Genomic DNA, 17,643 nt, shown 5'->3' with positions numbered 1-17,643 from the left:
CGTGGACATCGACATGAGTGCCCTGCGGGGTCTGGTCCGGGAGAAGGAGATCTCCTTCGACCTCCTCGTCGAGGCGATCGAGTCGGCCCTCCTCATCGCCTACCACCGCACCGAGGGAAGCTTCCGTCGTGCCCGGGTGAAGCTGGACCGCGAGAGCGGCCACGTCACGGTGTGGGCGACGGAGGACCCGGCGGACCTCGAAGAGGGCCAGGAGGCCAAGGAGTTCGACGACACCCCGTCCGACTTCGGCCGCATCGCCGCGACGACCGCCAAGCAGGTCATCCTGCAGCGGCTGCGCGACGCCCAGGACGACGCGACGCTCGGCGAGTACGCGGGGCGTGAGGGCGACATCGTCACCGGCGTGGTCCAGCAGGGCCGCGACCCGAAGAACGTCCTGGTCGACATCGGCAAGCTGGAGGCCATCCTGCCGGTGCAGGAGCAGGTCCCCGGCGAGGAGTACCCCCACGGGATGCGCCTGCGCAGCTACGTCGTCCGGGTGGCCAAGGGCGTCCGGGGTCCGTCCGTGACGCTGTCGCGCACGCACCCGAACCTGGTCAAGAAGCTCTTCGCGCTGGAGGTGCCCGAGATCGCCGACGGTTCCGTCGAGATCTCGGCCATCGCCCGCGAGGCCGGCCACCGCAGCAAGATCGCTGTGCGCTCGACGCGCTCGGGGCTCAACGCCAAGGGCGCCTGCATCGGCCCGATGGGCAGCCGTGTGCGCAATGTCATGGCCGAGCTGAACGGCGAGAAGATCGACATCGTCGACTGGTCGGACGACCCGGCGGACATGGTCGCCCACGCGCTCTCCCCGGCCCGCGTCAGCAAGGTCGAGATCGTCGACCTCGGCGCCCGCTCGGCCCGTGTGACCGTGCCGGACTACCAGCTCTCGCTGGCCATCGGCAAGGAGGGGCAGAACGCCCGCCTGGCCGCGCGGCTCACGGGCTGGCGCATCGACATCAGGCCCGATACCGAGCAGCCCGCCGACCAGTAGCGGACCGGCACCACGGCCCGTCGGCGGTCAGCTCCGCCGACGGCCACGGGAATAAATCCGGGCGCGCACCGCTTGGATCACGACAGTATGTGGCGAGTAGCCGTTCGATTCTTGCCCCACAGGGGTGAGGTCGGTGCGGGGAGGTAGACTTAAGCGTGTCTGGCCGGACGCATGCCCGCGCATGCCCTGAGCGCACCTGTGTGGGGTGCCGGGAGCGAGCGGCCAAGAGCGATTTGCTGCGCATCGTGGCGATCGAGGGCGCCTGCGTCCCCGACCCAAGCGGTACGCTGCCCGGCCGGGGCGCCTATGTGCACCCCGCCCTGGTCTGTCTGGACCTGGCGGTCCGCCGCCGGGCGTTTTCGAGGGCCTTCCGGGCCCCGGGACCGTTCGGCACAGAGGCGTTGCGCCGCCTCGTCGAGACAGTTGCCGAGCAGGCAACACCGTAAGACGTGGTCGCACGGAACCCCGTGCGGCCTTGGTATTCCGCGAGTTGGAAGTAGGTCGAGATTGCGATGAGCACTCGATGAGCACGCGATGAGTACGCCCATGAAGTAGCGACGGTCCGGCGTAACCCGGACCTAAAAGGAGCGAAGTGGCTAAGGTCCGGGTATACGAACTCGCCAAGGAGTTCGGGGTAGAGAGCAAGGCCGTCATGGCCAAGCTTCAAGAACTCGGTGAATTCGTACGTTCGGCGTCCTCGACGATCGAGGCGCCCGTGGTACGCAAACTGACTGACGCATTCCAGCAGGGCGGCAGCGGCAAGTCCGCCGCCAAGCCCGGCGCGCCGCGCAAGCAGGCCGCCCCCAAGCCGCCGGCCCCCTCGGGCTCGGCGTCCCCCTCTCCCGCGCAGGCCGCCCGTCCGGGTCCGGCCGCGCCCAAGCCGCCGGCCCCCAAGCCCGCGGCCGAGAAGCCCGCGGCTTCTCCCGCGACTCCGGGCCCGCGCCCCGGCCCGAAGCCCCCGGCCCCCAAGCCGGCCCCGGCTTCCCCGGCGCCGACCACCCCGGAGTTCACGGCTCCGCCCGCCGCACCGGCGGCTCCGGCCGCTCCGGAAGCCCCCGCCGCCCCCGCGGCGTCGCAGGCCCCGCGTCCGGCCGCGGCCCGTCCCGGCGCCCCCAAGCCCGGTGGCCGTCCGGCTCCCGCCCAGGGTGGCCAGGGTCAGGGCCAGGGCGGTCGTGGCGAGCGTCCTGAGCGCTCCCCGCGCCCCGGTGGCCAGGGCGCCCCGCGTCCCGGCGGTGCCCGTCCCGCGGGTCCGCGTCCGGGCAACAACCCGTTCACCTCCGGTGGCTCCACCGGCATGGCGCGCCCGCAGGCGCCCCGTCCCGGCGGCGCCCCGCGTCCCGGCGGCCAGGGTGGCCCCGGCGGCGCCCCGCGCCCGCAGGGCCAGGGCGGCCCCGGTGGCGCCCCGCGTCCGCAGGGTCAGGGCGGCGCCCGTCCGACCCCGGGCGGCATGCCCCGCCCGCAGGCGCCTCGTCCCGGCGGCGGTCCCGCCGGTAACCGTCCGAACCCGGGCATGATGCCGCAGCGTCCCGCTGCGGGCCCGCGTCCCGGTGGTGGCCCCGGCGGTGGCCGTGGTCCCGGTGGCGGCGGCGGTCGCCCGGGTGGCGGCGCCGGTCGTCCCGGTGGCGGCGGCTTCGCCGGCCGTCCGGCCGGTCCCGGTGGTGGCGGCGGCGGCTTCGCCGGTCGTCCCGGCGGTCCCGGTGGCGGCGGTGCGGGTCGTCCCGGCGGTGGCGGTGGCTTCGGCGGCCGTCCCGGCTTCGGTGGACGTCCCGGTGGCCCCGGTGCCCGTGGTGGCACGCAGGGCGCGTTCGGCCGTCCCGGCGGGCCCGCCCGTCGTGGCCGCAAGTCGAAGCGGCAGAGGCGCCAGGAGTACGAGGCCATGCAGGCCCCGTCGGTCGGCGGCGTCATGCTGCCTCGCGGCAACGGACAGACCGTCCGCCTGTCGCGCGGTGCCTCGCTCACCGACTTCGCCGAGAAGATCAACGCCAACCCGGCGTCGCTCGTCGGCGTGATGATGAACCTCGGCGAGATGGTCACCGCCACGCAGTCCGTCTCCGACGAGACGCTGAAGCTCCTCGCGGACGAGATGAACTTCGTCCTGGAGATCGTCAGCCCGGAGGAGGAGGACCGCGAGCTCCTGGAGTCGTTCTCCATCGAGTTCGGCGAGGACGAGGGCGGCGAGGAGATGCTCGTCTCCCGTCCGCCGGTCGTCACCGTCATGGGTCACGTCGACCACGGCAAGACCCGTCTGCTCGACGCCATCCGCAAGACGAACGTCGTCGCGGGCGAGGCCGGTGGCATCACCCAGCACATCGGTGCCTACCAGGTCGCGACCGAGGTGAACGGCGAAGAGCGCGCCATCACCTTCATCGACACCCCCGGTCACGAGGCGTTCACCGCCATGCGTGCCCGTGGTGCGAAGTCCACCGACATCGCGATCCTCGTGGTCGCGGCGAACGACGGTGTGATGCCGCAGACGATCGAGGCGCTGAACCACGCCAAGGCGGCCGACGTGCCGATCGTGGTCGCGGTCAACAAGATCGACGTCGAGGGTGCCGACCCGGTCAAGGTGCGCGGTCAGCTCACCGAGTTCGGTCTGGTGGCCGAGGAGTACGGCGGCGACACGATGTTCGTCGACATCTCCGCGCGCCAGGGCCTCAACATCGAGCAGCTGCTCGAAGCCGTGGTCCTGACCGCGGACGCCTCGCTCGACCTGCGGGCCAACCCGGAGCAGGACGCGCAGGGCATCGCCATCGAGGCCCACCTCGACAAGGGCCGCGGCGCCGTCGCGACCGTCCTCGTCCAGCGCGGTACCCTCCGCGTCGGCGACACGATGGTCGCCGGTGACGCCTACGGCCGAGTCCGCGCGATGCTCGACGACAAGGGCGAGAACGTGGAGGAGGCGACCCCGTCGACTCCGGTCCTCGTGCTCGGTCTCACCAACGTCCCGGGCGCGGGCGACAACTTCCTGGTCGTCGACGAGGACCGCACGGCCCGTCAGATCGCCGAGAAGCGTGCCGCCCGTGAGCGCAACGCCGCGTTCGCCAAGCGCACCCGCCGGGTGTCCCTCGAGGACCTCGACCAGGTGCTCAAGGCGGGCCTGGTCCAGGACCTCAACATCATCATCAAGGGCGACGCGTCCGGTTCGGTGGAGGCTCTCGAGTCCTCGCTGCTCCAGCTCGACGTCGGCGAAGAGGTCGACATCCGCGTCCTGCACCGCGGTGTGGGTGCGGTCACCGAGTCGGACATCGACCTGGCGATGGGCTCCGACGCCATCGTCATCGGCTTCAACGTCCGCGCGGCCGGCCGTGCCGCGCAGATGGCGGAGCGCGAGGGCGTCGACGTCCGCTACTACTCGGTGATCTACCAGGCCATCGAGGAGATCGAGGCGGCCCTCAAGGGCATGCTCAAGCCGGAGTACGAGGAGGTCGAGCTCGGCACCGCGGAGATCCGCGAGGTCTTCCGCTCGTCCAAGCTCGGCAACATCGCGGGTGTCCTCATCCGTTCCGGCGAGGTCAAGCGCAACACCAAGGCCCGACTGCTCCGCGACGGCAAGGTCATCGCGGAGAGCCTCAACATCGAGGGTCTGCGCCGCTTCAAGGACGATGTCACCGAGATCCGCGAAGGGTTCGAGGGCGGTATCAACCTCGGCAACTTCAACGACATCAAGATCGACGACGTCATCGCGACGTACGAGATGCGCGAGAAGCCGCGCGGCTGATCGACTGCCTCACCGCAGTCCGATGCACGCGGTGGTGTCGGGGCCGGTCGACGGGGGAAATCCCGTCGATCGGCCCCGGCCGTTGCGTGTACGGTTCTGGTGTCCCCGCCAAGTGGTTGGCGGGGCGCCGACCCCGTACCGGCGGGACATCCGGACACACATGTATGTGGGGACTCTGTCCTTCGACCTGCTCCTCGGCGACGTACATTCGCTGAAGGAGAAACGCTCCGTCGTCCGCCCGATCGTCGCCGAGCTCCAGCGCAAGTACGCGGTGAGCGTGGCGGAGGTGGGCGGTCACGACCTGCACCGCAGGGCCGAGATCGGCCTCGCCGCGGTGTCGGGCGACTGGGGCCATCTCACGGACGTACTGGACCGGTGCGAGCGCCTGGTCGCCGCCCGGCCCGAAGTGGAGCTGCTGTCGGCCAGACGGCGGCTGCACGGCGACGACGACTGAACAACAGCAAGACAAGCCCAGGGAATGCCCGGGGATAAGGGAGACGGAGCAGTGGCCGACAACGCGCGGGCGAAAAGGCTGGCGGACCTCATCCGGGAGGTGGTTGCCCAGAAGCTGCAGCGCGGGATCAAGGACCCGCGGCTCGGGACGCATGTGACGATCACGGACACCCGGGTGACCGGTGACCTGCGGGAGGCCACGGTCTTCTACACGGTCTACGGCGACGACGAGGACCGCGCGGCCGCGGCCGCCGGCCTGGAGAGCGCCAAGGGCGTCCTCCGTTCGGCGGTGGGCCAGGCCGCGGGCGTGAAGTTCACCCCGACGCTGGCCTTCGTGGCCGACGCCCTGCCGGACAACGCCCGGGCCATCGAGGACCTCCTCGACAAGGCGCGGATGTCCGACGAGAAGGTGCGGGAGGTCTCCGCGGGCGCCGAGTTCGCGGGTGACGCGGACCCGTACAAGAAGCCCGAGGACGACGCAGACGAGACGGACGGCGACGCCCGCGCATGAGCAGCACCACAACGCCGGACGGACTTGTCATCGTCGACAAGCCGTCCGGCTTCACTTCGCACGACGTGGTGGCCAAGATGCGCGGGATCGCAAGGACCCGCCGCGTCGGACACGCGGGCACCCTCGACCCGATGGCCACGGGTGTCCTCGTGCTCGGCGTCGAGCGCGCCACCAAGCTCCTCGGCCACCTGGCGCTGACCGAGAAGGAGTACCTGGGCACCATCCGCCTCGGCCAGGACACCCTCACCGACGACGCCGAGGGCGAGATCACCTCGTCGGCCGACGCCTCGAAGATCACCCGCGAGGCGATCGACGCGGGCATCGCCCAGCTCTCCGGCGACATCATGCAGGTGCCCTCCAAGGTCAGCGCCATCAAGATCGACGGCAAGCGGTCGTACGCGCGCGCCCGCAAGGGCGAGGACTTCGAGATCCCGGCCCGGCCCGTGACCGTCTCCGCCTTCACGGTGTACGACGTCCGCGACGCCGTCGCCGAGGACGGCACCCCCGTCCTGGACCTGGTCGTCTCGGTCGTCTGCTCCTCGGGCACCTACATCCGGGCGCTCGCCCGCGACCTCGGCGCCGGCCTCGGCGTCGGCGGCCATCTGACCGCGCTGCGCCGCACCCGCGTCGGCCCGTACAAGCTGGACACGGCCAAGACCCTCGACCAGCTCCAGGAGGAGCTGACCGTGATGCCGGTGGCCGAGGCCGCGCGACAGGCCTTCCCGCGCTGGGACGTGGACGACAAGCGCGGCCGGCTGCTGCTCAACGGCGTGCGGATCGACATGCCCGAGGAGTACGCGGGGGCGGGCGCCGTCGCCGTCTTCGACCAGGAGGGCCGCTTCCTGGTCCTGGCGGAGGAGTCACGGGGCAAGGCCAAGAGCCTGGCCGTCTTCGCCTGAGCCGGTCCGCCGGCATCTCGCCTCGTCGTGGAGCGGCGGACTCCAGTACGCCGCTCCACGCTCCCCCCCCATCCCCCACTCAAGGTCTATCCACCGCGCCGCCCCGATTCACCCCTTCGGACGGGCGCTCGGAGTGAACCGAGGGAGCGGAAGGGGGCGCGTTCGCACCGCGTCCTGTCCGGCCGATCACCGCCGACCTACGGTCGGGACACGGGGAACAGCCGGGAGGTTCGAGCATGGCGGGACGGGGTCCGCGGGCCACAGGCGCCGGGGACGCCGCGGGCGCGGGGGAGCGGAGCGCCTCCGCGGCGCTCGACCGTGCCCTGGTGCGGGTGTGCGACCTGGCGGGCCGCCCCCGCGGCACCGGATTCGCCGCCGACGAGCACGGCACGGTCGTCACCAGCCATGAGGCCGTCGACGGACTCGCCAGGATCGTCCTGCACGCCCCGGGCGGGCGCACCTGCGTGGTGGCCGCCGACGCCGTGGTGGCGCTGCCCGACACCGGTCTCGCGCTCGTGCGCACCGAGGGTCTGGAGCTGCGGCCCCTGCCCCTGACCGTGCGCCACACCGTGGCGACCGGGACCTACGTGCGGATCGCCGCGCTCGGCTGGCGCGAGGCCCGGGTCCTCGGCCGCTCCCCGGTGACGTACACGGCGACGGACCGCTTCCACCGGCTGGGCACCGCCCTGGAGCTGGCGATCGGCACGGAGGGCGCCGACGCGCTGCGGCGCGGCGGCGGGGCCGCGGGCGGGCCGGTGGTGGACACCTCGTCCGGCGCGGTCCTCGCCGTCCTCGGCACCGCGCTGCTGCCCCAGGAGCCCGCCCCGGGCCCGCTGGGCGAGGCGCCCGTCACCCACCGCCCGCCCGGCTTCGCGATCCCGCTGCGGGAGGCGGCCGCCGCCGACCCGGGCGGCCCGCTCGCCGCGCTCGTCGTCCGCAACGCCGCGACCGTGCCCGCGTACGGCGCCGACCTCAACCTGGCGGGCGCCCTGCACCTGACGGCCACGTCCGCGGGGTCCGACGGGCCCCGCGCCACCCGGCCCGACCCCGTCGAACGGCCCGATGTGGCAAGGCAGTTCACCCTCTTCACCGACGGCCCGGCGCACGTGCTCGGCCTCGTGGGGGACCCGGGCACAGGGCGTACGACGGAGCTGGCCGCGCTCGCCGCCCGACGGGCCAGGGGCGCCGAACCGGCCCCCACCCTGTGGCTGCGCGGCGCCGACCTGCGGGACACCGACACGGGTGTCGGCGACGCGGTGGAGCGGGCCCTGGAACGGGCCGGACGCATCCTGGCGGCCGCGCGGGAGGCGCCGGGCGGCGACCACCTCACGGACGTCTCGGCGGACCGCGTGGCACGGCTCGTGCGGGACGCGGGGCGGCCCCTGCTGTTGCTGCTCGACGGACCCGAGGAGATGCCGCCCGCGCTCGCCCACCGCCTCGCCGCATGGAGCGAGGGCACGGCCGCGTGGCTGCGGGAGACGGGCGCCCGCCTCGTGATCGCCTGCCGGGCGGAGTACTGGGAGCAGGCCGGGGCCCACTTCGACGCGGCGCTGCTGCACGGCGTGCCGGGGGAGGGTGGGCCACGCGCGCCCAGCGCCCGCGTTCCCGGGCCGGCCGCGTTCCCTGCGTGCGTGCGCCTCGACGACCTGCCGGAAGCGCGGGCCCGCCGGGCCCGCACGCTCTACGGCATCCCGGACGGGGCGCTCACCGGCGCCGACGCGCGGCATCCACTGACGCTGCGGCTCCTCTCCGAGGTGCGGGCCGCCCTGCGCGACGCGCCACCGCCCGGCACCCTCGGCCGGGAAGAGGTCTTCGCCGCCTACCTGGACCTGCTGTGCCTCAGGATCGCCGTGCGCCTCGCGGCGCCGAACGGCCTGCGTGGCACAGCCGTACGCCGCCTCGCGGCGAAGGTGGCCGGCCAGGTCCACGAGGCGGCACGGCGCTGCCTGGGACCGGGTCAAGGAGAGCTGCACCGCGAGTCCTTCGAGGCGCTCTTCCCCTGGGGCGCGCTCCCGGGCGCCCACGGCTGCACCGGGTGGGCCCCGGCCGTGCTGACGGAAGGGCTGCTGGTGCCGGCGGGCGCGGGCTACCGCTTCGCGCACGAGGAGCTGGCCGACTGGCTCCAGGGCGCCCACCTGGACGTGGACGGCGCGCTGGCGTCCCTGGTCCACCGGCACCGGCGAACCGCGCGCTCCCCGGTGGTCCCCGAGCAGCGCGGCCGAGGACCCACCTCCGCCCGCCCGATCCCGGTGCCGCGCCACCGCGTCGGCCCGGTGATCCAGGCCCTGCTGTCGCTCGGCCGCCAGCGGGGGCTGGCCGAACTGGACGAGCGGTTGCGGGAGTTGACGTACGCCCTGGCCGACCTCACGGCACAGGCGCCGGACAGCGAGGCGGACGCCGCCGCTGACGCCCGGTGGTGGGCCGCGCGCCTGCTGCGCGGCGTACTGGTGCGCGTGCCGGACGCGGCGGCCCACTTCCCGGTGCTCGAAGCGCTGGCCGAGCGCGGGGAGTTCGAGGCCGCCTTCTGGCTGGCGCTGCCGCTCGGTCCGGCGGAACGCTTCGCGCTGCTGCGGCGGCTCATCGTCCGCGACGGGCCGCCCGGCACCCCCGGCCGCTGCCTCGACGCCGTCGCCCGCCTCCTGGCCGCCGATCCCGTCGGCGTACCACCCCATCTGGTGGGCTGGTTCACCGACGAGCGGCCGCTGGACGCCGCGCCCGACGCCACCGTGGCCTCCGCCGCCCAGGCACTGCTCCACACCCACCGGCGCCGGGCCGTCGACGACCTCACCGAAGCCCTCGTCGAGTGCGCCCACGCCCGCGCCGAGGAACTGCTCGCCGCCCTCGCCGAGGAGGAGCCCGCGGCCCTGTGCCGCGCCGTCGAGCGCTGGGCGCGCGACGAGCGGCCCGACCGGCGCGCGGCCGCCGCCTCCCACGGCCCGCGAGCCGCCCGGCACACCACCGCCGACATCGACCGCGAACGGCTGCGGAACGCGGCCCTCGCCCTGCTCGCCCGCCCCGGCGACGACGCCCTGCACGGCGCGGCGCTCGCCCTCCTCGTCCGCGATCCGACGACACGCCCGCACTACCTGGCCCGTGCCCTTCGCCGCTTCGCCGCCGGGGACGCGCGCCTGCCCGCCGACACCGTCGCCGAAGCCCTGGCCACCCACCCCGAGCCGGTGCTCGCCGCGTTCGGCACCCGGCTGCACCAGCCGGGGCCGGACGCCGACGACGCGCTGCGCCGCCTCCTCGACAGCACCACGCCCGCCCTCGCGTGCCGCGTCGCCGACCTGGTGCGGGACCTGCTGGAGGCCCGCCCCGAGACGGCCGCCACCGCCGCCGCCCACCTCGACCACCTGCTCGAACAGGACCCCGGAGCGCGCCCCGCCCTCTTCCCGCTGATCGCCGGTCTGCTGCGGAGCCGCCCCGCTCAGGTGCGCGTCGCCCTCGCCCCCGTCCTCGCCGCCCGGGGCACAGCTGCCTCGCGGGAGCTGCGGGACGAGCTGCTCGACGTACTGCTCGGCCAGGAGCGCGACCCGGCGGTCCTGGAGAGCGTGCTGCGGGCCGTTGCCCGGGAGGCGGTGCGCGGCGGCGAGGTCCGCGCCCGCGCGCGTGTGCACCGCGTCGGACTGCTCCTCGGACGCACCCTGGAAGGCGCTTCCCGCTTCGACCGGTGCCTGGTCGAACAGGCCCGTCACGAGCCGCGCTTCGCCGCGCTCGTGGCGCACTGGCTCCGCGACGCACCCGAGGAATGGGCCGCCCTGACCGGCCCGAGCGCCTCCCGGACGATTCTCGGCCTCGCCCCCGGTGGTGCCCGGGTGCCGGCCCGGCACGGAGTGACCCCCGCCACCCCCTCCGAAGAGACACCGATGGCGGAGGGAACCGGTCGGCATGGCAGTCTTAGACCTGCGCAATCGGCAATGGGTACGCACAGACGTACGTGACACACACGGGTTCGGCGAGGAGCAAAGAAGTGCAGCGCTGGCGTGGCTTGGAGGACATCCCCCAGGACTGGGGGCGCAGCGTCGTCACCATCGGTTCCTACGACGGCGTGCACCGCGGTCATCAGCTGATCATCGGCCGCGCCGTGCGGCGCGCCCGGGATCTCGGTGTGCCCGCCGTGGTCGTCACCTTCGACCCGCACCCCAGCGAGGTCGTGCGCCCCGGCAGCCACCCGCCGCTGCTCGCCCCGCACCACCGGCGCGCCGAGCTGATGGCCGACCTCGGGGTGGACGCGCTGCTGATCCTGCCCTTCACCAGCGAGTTCTCCAAGCTGTCGCCCGCCGACTTCGTGGTGAAGGTCCTCGTCGACAAGCTGCACGCGCGCGTGGTCGTCGAGGGCCCCAACTTCCGCTTCGGCCACAAGGCCGCGGGCAACGTCGACGTCCTGGCCGAGCTCGGCCGGACGTACGACTACGAGGTCGACGTCATCGACCTGTACGTCACCGGTGAGGCCGGCGGCGGTCGGCCCTTCTCCTCCACGCTGACCCGGAGCCTGGTCGCCGAGGGCGATGTGACGGGCGCCGCCGAGATCCTCGGACGCCCGCACCGCGTCGAGGGCGTCGTCGTGCGCGGTGCCCAGCGCGGCCGCGAGCTGGGCTTCCCCACCGCCAACGTGGAGACGCTGCCGCACACGGCCATCCCCGCCGACGGCGTCTACGCCGGGTGGCTGCACGCCCAGGGCGAGGCGATGCCGGCGGCGATCTCCGTCGGCACGAACCCGCAGTTCGACGGCACCGAGCGCACCGTCGAGGCGTACGCGATCGACCGCGTCGGGCTCGACCTGTACGGGCTGCACGTCGCCGTGGACTTCCTCGCCTTCGTGCGGGGCCAGGCGAAGTTCGACTCCATCGACGCGCTCCTCGTCGCCATCGCGGACGACGTGAAGAAGTCCCGCGAGCTCATCGCGGAGACCGGCGCCTAGTCGCCGGGCGCCTCCTGAGGCGTCCCGCCGGCCGCCGCCCAGTGGCAGGCCACCTGCGTCCGTCCGGCGCCGGACAGCACGGCCAGGTCCTGGGTACGGCACCGGCTCGCGACGCCCGCGGCGTCCGCCTCGCCCGCGGCGAGCACCTGGCACCGCACGTGGAACCGGCACCCCCCGGGGATCCGCGAGGGGTCCGGTGGCTCACCGGTGAGGACGACGGGAGAGCCCGGCGCCTCCGGCAGCACCGACAACAGGGCCTGTGTGTACGGGTGTTGCGGCGCCGTCAGTACCTCTTCCACCGTGCCCGTCTCGACGATGCGCCCCAAGTACATCACCGCGACGCGATCCGCGATGTTCCACGCGAGGCCCAGGTCATGCGTCACCACCAGCGCGGACAGGCCCAGTTCGGCCCGCAGGCGCAGCAGCAGCGCCAGGATCTCCCCGCGCACCGACGCGTCCAGGGACGCCACCGGCTCGTCGGCGACGATGAGTTCCGGCTGCAGGACCAGCGCGCCCGCGATGACGACACGCTGGCGCTGGCCGCCCGACAGCTCGTGCGGGTAGCGCAGGAAGAACCGCTCCGGCGGCCGCAGCCCCGCCCGGGACAGCGCCTCGGCGACCGCCGCCCGCTCGTCGCCCGCGTACCGGTGGATGCGCAGCCCCTCGGCGATGGCCTCGTACACCGTGTGCCGGGGGTTGAGCGACCCGCTGGGGTCCTGGAGGACCAGCTGGACGCGCTTGCGGTACGCCTTGAGGGCGCGCCCCGAGTAGTCCAGCGGCTGCCCGGCGAACGTCACCGTGCCGGAGGTCGGCGGCACGAGCCCGAGCAGGGAGCGGGCCAGCGTCGTCTTGCCGCAGCCCGACTCGCCGACCAGGGCGACGATCTCACCGCCCTGGATGTCGAGGTCGACGCCGTCCACCGCCCGCGCGGTCGGCGCGCCCCGGCGGCCGGGGAAGGCGATGTGCAGATCGGCTGCGGACAGCAGGGGGCCGCCGGGCTCGCGAGTGGTCATGCGCGGTTCCTCTTCACGGGGTCACGGAGGCTGTCGGTCACGGCGCGCGCTCCGCGGCCGGGGGCGCCGCGGTGGGCTGCGCGCCCGCGTGGACGCACGCGGCGCGGTGGTGCGGGCCCGCGTCCCGCAGCGTCTGGTCCTGTGTCGTGCAGACGTCCAGGGAGACGGGACAGCGCGGATGGAACGTACAGCCGGTGGGCAGCGCGGAGGGGTCGGGCGGGTCGCCCGGCAGACCGCGCGGCGCGAACCGGGACGCCGCGTCCCCGATCCTCGGGAAGGCCGCCGACAGGGCCTGCCCGTAGGGGTGCCGGGCGCTCTCGTAGACCTGTGTGGCCGGGCCCTCCTCGACGACGCGGCCCGCGTACATCACCGCGAGCCGGTCGCAGGTGTCGGAGAGCACCGCCAGGTCGTGGCTGATCATCACCAGGCCGAGGTCCTGCTCGGAGACCAGCTGCTGGATCAGGCGCAGGATCTGCGCCTGGATCATCACGTCGAGCGCGGTGGTCGGCTCGTCCGCGATGATCAGCCGGGGATCGCAGGCCAGCGCCATGGCGATCATCACGCGCTGCCGCTGGCCGCCGGACAGCTCGTGCGGGTAGGCCTGCGCGCGGGCGGCGGGCAGACCCACGTGTTCGAGCAGCTCGCCGACCTTCTTCCGCGCGCCGGCCTGCGTCGCCTTCTTGTGCAGCAGGATCGGCTCGGCGATCTGGTCGCCGACGCGGTGCACGGCGTTCAGCGAGTGCATCGCGCCCTGGAAGACGATCGAGGCGCCCGCCCAGCGCACCGCGCGGACCCGCCCCCACTTCATGGTGAGGACGTCCTCACCGTCGAGCAGGACCTCGCCGGAGACCTTCGTGCCCGCGGGGAGCAGCCGCAGCAGGGCCAGCGCGAGCGTGGACTTGCCGCAGCCCGACTCGCCGGCGACGCCGAGCTTCTGGCCCGCGTCGACATGGAGGTGCACGCCACGCACGGCGGCGGCGCCGTTCGGGTACGTCACCTTCAGGTCGAGCACGTCGAGGAGCCGGGCCCCCGGCGTCTTTCGTACGTCGTTCAACGGGTGGCCCCCAGCCTGGGGTTGAGCACGGATTCCACGGCGCGCCCGCACAGGGTGAACGCCAGGGCGACGATCGCGATGGCGAGGCCGGGCGGGGCGAGGTACCACCAGTGGCCGGCGCTGACCGCCCCGGCCTCACGGGCGTCCTGGAGCAGGCCGCCCCAGGAGACGCTCGTCGGGTCGCCGAGGCCGAGGAAGGCGAGTGTCGCCTCGGTGAGGATGGCACCGGAGATGACGAGGGTGGTCTGCGCGAGGACGAGCGGCATGACGTTGGGCAGGACGTGCCGGGTCATGATGTGGCCGTGGCCGCCGCCGAGCGCCCGGGCCCGTTCGATGTAGGGCCGGGACTCGACCGCGAGTGTCTGCGCGCGCACCAGGCGGGCCGTGGTCGGCCAGGTCGTCACGCCGATCGCCAGAATGATCGTCCAGATCGAGCCGGAGAGCACCGCGGCGAGGGCGATGGCGAGGACCAGCGTCGGCATCACCAGGAACCAGTCGGTGACGCGCATGATCACCGTGGCGTACCAGCCCTTGAAGTGGCCCGCCGTGATGCCGACGAGTGTGCCGATGGCCACCGAGAGCACGGCGGCGAGCAGCCCCACGGTCAGCGACATGCGCGCGCCCCACACCAGCAGGCCGAGCAGGTCGCGCCCGAACTGGTCGGTGCCGAGCGGATAGGCGGCGCTCGGCGACTCCATCGGCCTGCCCGGCGCGTCGGTCACGCTCTGCGCGTCCGAGCCGACGAGCAGCGGCGCGAGGACGGCGGCGAGGGCGATCACCAAGAGCGCGGCGAGGCCGACGAGGCCGGCCCGGTGCGTGCGGTACTCCCGCCAGAAGCGTGCCGCGGAGTGCCGGCGCCGGGTCCGGGCGAGGGAGCGCGCGCTCTTGACCGGCGCGGCGGGGGTGGTCGGTGCGGATTCGGTCGTCATCGGCCCACCCGGGGATCGAGCAGCGGATAGATCACGTCGGCCAGGGTGTTCATCAGGATCACCGCGGTGGAGAAGACGAAGAACAGGCCCTGCACGAGCGGCAGGTCGGGCACGCTCAGCGCCGAGTAGAACAGCCCGCCGAGCCCCGGCCAGGAGAAGACGGTCTCGACGAGGATCGCGCCCGCCACCACCGTGCCGAGATTGACGAACATCAGGGTGACGGTGGGCAGCAGCGCGTTGGGCACGGCGTGCCGACGGCGTACGAGGTCGTCGCGGAGCCCCTTGGCCCGCGCGGTCGTCAGGTAGTCGCCGCCCATCTCGTCCAGGAGCGAGGACCGCATGACGAGCAGCGTCTGGGCGTATCCGACGGCGACCAGCGTGATGACGGGCAGCACCATGTGGTGGGCGACGTCGACGACGTACGCGAAGCCCGTCTCCCCGCCCGACTCCAGGCCGCCGGTGGGGAACATCCCGGGAATCGGCCCGATCCCCACCGAGAAGGTGATGATCAGCAGCAGTCCGAGCCAGAACGACGGCACGGAGTACAGCGTCAGCGCGAGCCCGGTGTTGAGGCGGTCGCCGAACCCGCCGTTGCGCCATGCGGTGCGCGTGCCGAGCCAGATGCCGAGCAGCGTGTAGAGGACGTAGGCCGTTCCGGTGAGGAGCAGCGTGGCGGGCAGCGCCTCCGTGATCTTGTCGAGGACGGGCGCGTGGAACTGGTAGGACGTGCCGAAATCGCCGGTCAGGACATTGCCGGTGTAGTCCAGGAACTGGGTCATGACCGGCTGGTCGAGGCCGAACTCCTGGCGCATGGCGGCGAGCTGCTCGGCCGAGACGCGCTTGCCGCCCGTCATCTGCTTGACGGGATCGCCGGGGATGAGCCGGAAGAGGAAGAAGCTGGTGACGAGCACGGCGAACAGCGACACGATCGCGCCGCCGAGCTTGCCCGCCACATAGCGGAGATAGGCGCGGGTGGTGCGGGCACGTGGCCCGCGGGCCGACGGCGACCCGGCATCGGCCGGGCCACCGCCGGCCCCGGGGCCCAGCGGGCCCTCGGTGTCGAGCAGTGCGGGGTTGCTGTCAGCGGTCATGCGTTACTCGCGGTCCTCTGCGGTAGAACGGCGGCGCAGGGCGAACAGGACTCCGCCGCCCACGAGCACCACCGCGGCAGCGGCGATACCGATGATGACACCGGACGAGCTGCCGTCCTTGGAGGAACTCTTCCCCTCCGCGGGGACCGCCGACCACCAGCTCCAATACCCGTCCTGGCCGTAGATGTTCCCCGCGGCCGTCGGCATGGTGGTGATGGACTTGATCTGGTCGGTGCGGTAGGCCTCGACGGCGTTCGGGTACGCGAGGACGTTCATGTACCCGGAGTCGTACAGCCACGACTGCATCCGCTTGACGATCTCCGCCCGCTTGGCGGGGTCGTACTCGGCCAGCTGCTGCGCGTACAGCTCGTCGTACTTCTTGTCGCAGATGAAGTTGTCGGTGGCGGCGCTCTCCTTGGCCTTCACCGGCAGCGCGGCGCAGGTGTGGATGCCGAGCACGAAGTCGGGGTCGGGGTTGACGGACCAGCCGTCGAACGCCAGATCGTACTCACCCGCGTACCAGGGCACGGAGACGTCGTCGAGGCAGTTGACCTTGAGCCCGATCCCGAGGTCGCCCCACCACTCCTTCAGGTACTTGCCGACCGCCTTGTCGTTGGGGTCGGTGGCGTGACACAGGATGCGCAGGTTGAGCGGCCTGCCGTCCTTGCCGACGCGCTCGCCGTCACCGTTCTTCTTGTACCCGGCCTCGTCGAGGAGGCGCGCGGCCTTCTTCGGGTCGTACGTCATCTCCTGGCCGGCGGCGGGCTTCCAGGCGTAGTCGGAGAAGCGCGGCGGGATGTAGCCGGCGCCCTCGACGGCGTTGCCCTGGAACACCTTGTCCACGATGGTCCTGCGGTCCACGGAGAGGAACAGCGCCTGGCGGACCCGCTTGTCCAGTAGCGCGGGGTGCCCGTCACCGAACTTCTTCCCGTCCCGCGTCTTCGCGCCCGGGTTGGTGGCGATGGCGAAGAAGCGGCGGCCGGGCCCCTCGTTGACCTTGATGTTCTTCTCGTTCTCCAGGGACGTGGCCTGCGCCGGTGTGAGGGCGGGCTGCCCGGCGACGAAGGAGACCTCGCCCTTCCTGAGGGCGGAGACGGCCGCGTCCTGGTCCTTGTACGTCTTGAAGACCAGCTCGTCGAACTTGGGCGCGCCGCGCCAGAAGCCCTTGTTGGCCTTGAGCCGCACGTACTGGTCGACCTTGTAGTCCGTCAGGATGAACGGGCCGTTGCCGACGACGGGGAAGTCCTTGTCGTTGTTGAACTTCGAGAGGTCGTCGACCTTCTCCCACACGTGTTTGGGAACGATCGGCACATCGAGCGCGGCCATGGTGGCCTGCGGCTTCTTCAGCTCGATGACGAGCTTGGTGGGGCTGGGCGCGGTCACCTTGCGGAAATTGGTGACGAAGTTGGAGTTCGCGGTGGCGGTGCCCTCCTTGGACATCACCTTGTTGAACGTCCAGGCGGCGTCCTCGGCCGTCGCCTTCTTGCCGTCCGACCAGGTGGAGTCGGACCGGATGGTGTACGTCCAGGTCAGCTTGTCGGCCGAAGGCTTCCAGTCGGTGGCGAACCCGGCGATCGCCTTGTTGTTCTCGGCGTCGTAGTTCGTCAGGTACTCGTACGTCAGCCGGTGGATGCTGGTGCTGAGCAGCCGCTGGGCGAGGAAGGGGCTGAGCGAGTCGACACTCTGCGCCACGGCGACGGTCAGGACCTTCTTGTCCCCGCCGTCCTCGGCCGCGGCCTGCTGCGGGGCCGGCGCGAGGGGCGTGGCGAGACCGGCCGTAAGAGTGAACGCGGCGGCCCCCGCGGCGAGGAGGGGCTTCAGGCGGCGACGGCGCGTGCCGTCGCCGCGCGGGCGGGGCCCGGGGGCGAGGGCGGGGGCGGCCGGTGATGCGTCGGGTGCTGCTGGTCTGCCGTGCTGATCTTGTGTGTCCATGGGTCGGTGACCTCGCGTCATCGCTCGCGCAGGGATGGCTGGTGGCACGCTGGTTGATCAAGGGACGTCGGCGGGTTGATGTGTGTGTCTACCAGCGGCGGTCTGGGCGAGTCAACGGCAGGTGAACCCCA

Annotated in this window: 13 protein-coding genes; 8 read left to right on the top strand and 5 right to left on the bottom strand. The window is 72.9% G+C overall.

Annotated elements, in window-relative coordinates; translation table 11 throughout:
- Position 1: 1 nt before the first annotated feature.
- The 8 genes from nusA (at position 2) to ACZ5GP_RS31200 (ending at position 11,493) form a co-directional block, all read left to right on the top strand.
- Entirely contained in the window at positions 2-991 is a 990-nt protein-coding gene (nusA, locus tag ACZ5GP_RS31235; protein WP_468754056.1) for a transcription termination factor NusA, read from the top strand.
- 155 nt (positions 992-1,146) lie between these two features.
- Positions 1,147-1,437: a YlxR family protein gene (locus ACZ5GP_RS31230; RefSeq protein ID WP_468754055.1), complete on the top strand. Its 291-nt coding sequence runs from the start codon at positions 1,147-1,149 to the stop codon at positions 1,435-1,437.
- Between the two features lie 146 nt (positions 1,438-1,583).
- The gene (infB, locus tag ACZ5GP_RS31225) at positions 1,584-4,709 is read left to right on the top strand and encodes a translation initiation factor IF-2 (protein ID WP_468754054.1); all 3,126 of its coding nucleotides are present in this window, start codon (positions 1,584-1,586) and stop codon (positions 4,707-4,709) included.
- 160 nt (positions 4,710-4,869) lie between these two features.
- Positions 4,870-5,163: a DUF503 domain-containing protein gene (locus tag ACZ5GP_RS31220; RefSeq protein ID WP_361083374.1), complete on the top strand. Its 294-nt coding sequence runs from the start codon at positions 4,870-4,872 to the stop codon at positions 5,161-5,163.
- Between the two features lie 51 nt (positions 5,164-5,214).
- Positions 5,215-5,673: a 30S ribosome-binding factor RbfA gene (gene rbfA, locus ACZ5GP_RS31215; protein ID WP_358590395.1), complete on the top strand. Its 459-nt coding sequence runs from the start codon at positions 5,215-5,217 to the stop codon at positions 5,671-5,673.
- Positions 5,670-6,572: a tRNA pseudouridine(55) synthase TruB gene (gene truB / locus ACZ5GP_RS31210; protein WP_468754053.1), complete on the top strand. Its 903-nt coding sequence runs from the start codon at positions 5,670-5,672 to the stop codon at positions 6,570-6,572. Before rbfA ends, truB begins: the two co-directional genes overlap by 4 nt.
- Positions 6,573-6,808: 236 nt before the next feature.
- Positions 6,809-10,513 (top strand): trypsin-like peptidase domain-containing protein, encoded by a 3,705-nt coding sequence (locus ACZ5GP_RS31205; protein WP_468754052.1) that lies wholly within the window; start codon positions 6,809-6,811, stop codon positions 10,511-10,513.
- A gap of 29 nt (positions 10,514-10,542) precedes the next feature.
- The gene (locus ACZ5GP_RS31200; protein WP_468754051.1) at positions 10,543-11,493 is read left to right on the top strand and encodes a bifunctional riboflavin kinase/FAD synthetase; all 951 of its coding nucleotides are present in this window, start codon (positions 10,543-10,545) and stop codon (positions 11,491-11,493) included.
- Here ACZ5GP_RS31200 and ACZ5GP_RS31195 read toward each other — a convergent pair.
- Genes ACZ5GP_RS31195 through ACZ5GP_RS31175 form a run of 5 tightly spaced genes read right to left on the bottom strand, consistent with a single transcriptional unit; the run spans position 11,490 to position 17,512 of the window.
- Complete coding sequence (locus ACZ5GP_RS31195; RefSeq protein WP_468754050.1) at positions 11,490-12,506, bottom strand: oligopeptide/dipeptide ABC transporter ATP-binding protein; 1,017 nt, start codon at positions 12,504-12,506, stop codon at positions 11,490-11,492. The two genes, ACZ5GP_RS31200 and ACZ5GP_RS31195, sit on opposite strands and share 4 nt — an antisense overlap.
- A 37-nt stretch (positions 12,507-12,543) precedes the next feature.
- Positions 12,544-13,560, bottom strand: coding sequence for an ABC transporter ATP-binding protein (locus ACZ5GP_RS31190; RefSeq protein WP_468754049.1), 1,017 nt, complete (start codon positions 13,558-13,560; stop codon positions 12,544-12,546).
- Positions 13,557-14,489 carry an ABC transporter permease gene (locus tag ACZ5GP_RS31185; protein WP_468754048.1) on the bottom strand — a complete coding sequence of 311 codons (933 nt, stop codon included), beginning with the start codon at positions 14,487-14,489 and terminating at the stop codon, positions 13,557-13,559. Before ACZ5GP_RS31185 ends, ACZ5GP_RS31190 begins: the two co-directional genes overlap by 4 nt.
- Positions 14,486-15,580, bottom strand: coding sequence for an ABC transporter permease (locus tag ACZ5GP_RS31180; RefSeq protein ID WP_468754047.1), 1,095 nt, complete (start codon positions 15,578-15,580; stop codon positions 14,486-14,488). The genes ACZ5GP_RS31185 and ACZ5GP_RS31180 overlap by 4 nt, the downstream gene beginning before the upstream one ends.
- A gap of 3 nt (positions 15,581-15,583) precedes the next feature.
- Positions 15,584-17,512: an ABC transporter substrate-binding protein gene (locus ACZ5GP_RS31175; RefSeq protein ID WP_468754046.1), complete on the bottom strand. Its 1,929-nt coding sequence runs from the start codon at positions 17,510-17,512 to the stop codon at positions 15,584-15,586.
- Between the last annotated feature and the right edge of the window lie 131 nt (positions 17,513-17,643).

The organism is Streptomyces sp. NPDC031466 (assembly GCF_055581265.1).
Note: the sequence above shows the minus strand (reverse complement) of the source record. Positions and strands in the feature narration are given on the sequence as shown.

What these genes read in the sequence shown, in the direction of transcription:
- ACZ5GP_RS31220 (WP_361083374.1), top strand. Translation starts at nt 4,870, where the DNA reads ATGTATGTGGGGACTCTGTCCTTCGACCTGCTCCTCGGCGACGTACAT.
- truB (WP_468754053.1), top strand. Translation starts at nt 5,670, where the DNA reads ATGAGCAGCACCACAACGCCGGACGGACTTGTCATCGTCGACAAGCCG.
- ACZ5GP_RS31205 (WP_468754052.1), top strand. Translation starts at nt 6,809, where the DNA reads ATGGCGGGACGGGGTCCGCGGGCCACAGGCGCCGGGGACGCCGCGGGC.
- ACZ5GP_RS31195 (WP_468754050.1), bottom strand. Translation starts at nt 12,506, where the DNA reads ATGACCACTCGCGAGCCCGGCGGCCCCCTGCTGTCCGCAGCCGATCTG.
- ACZ5GP_RS31185 (WP_468754048.1), bottom strand. Translation starts at nt 14,489, where the DNA reads ATGACGACCGAATCCGCACCGACCACCCCCGCCGCGCCGGTCAAGAGC.
- ACZ5GP_RS31180 (WP_468754047.1), bottom strand. Translation starts at nt 15,580, where the DNA reads ATGACCGCTGACAGCAACCCCGCACTGCTCGACACCGAGGGCCCGCTG.
- ACZ5GP_RS31175 (WP_468754046.1), bottom strand. Translation starts at nt 17,512, where the DNA reads ATGGACACACAAGATCAGCACGGCAGACCAGCAGCACCCGACGCATCA.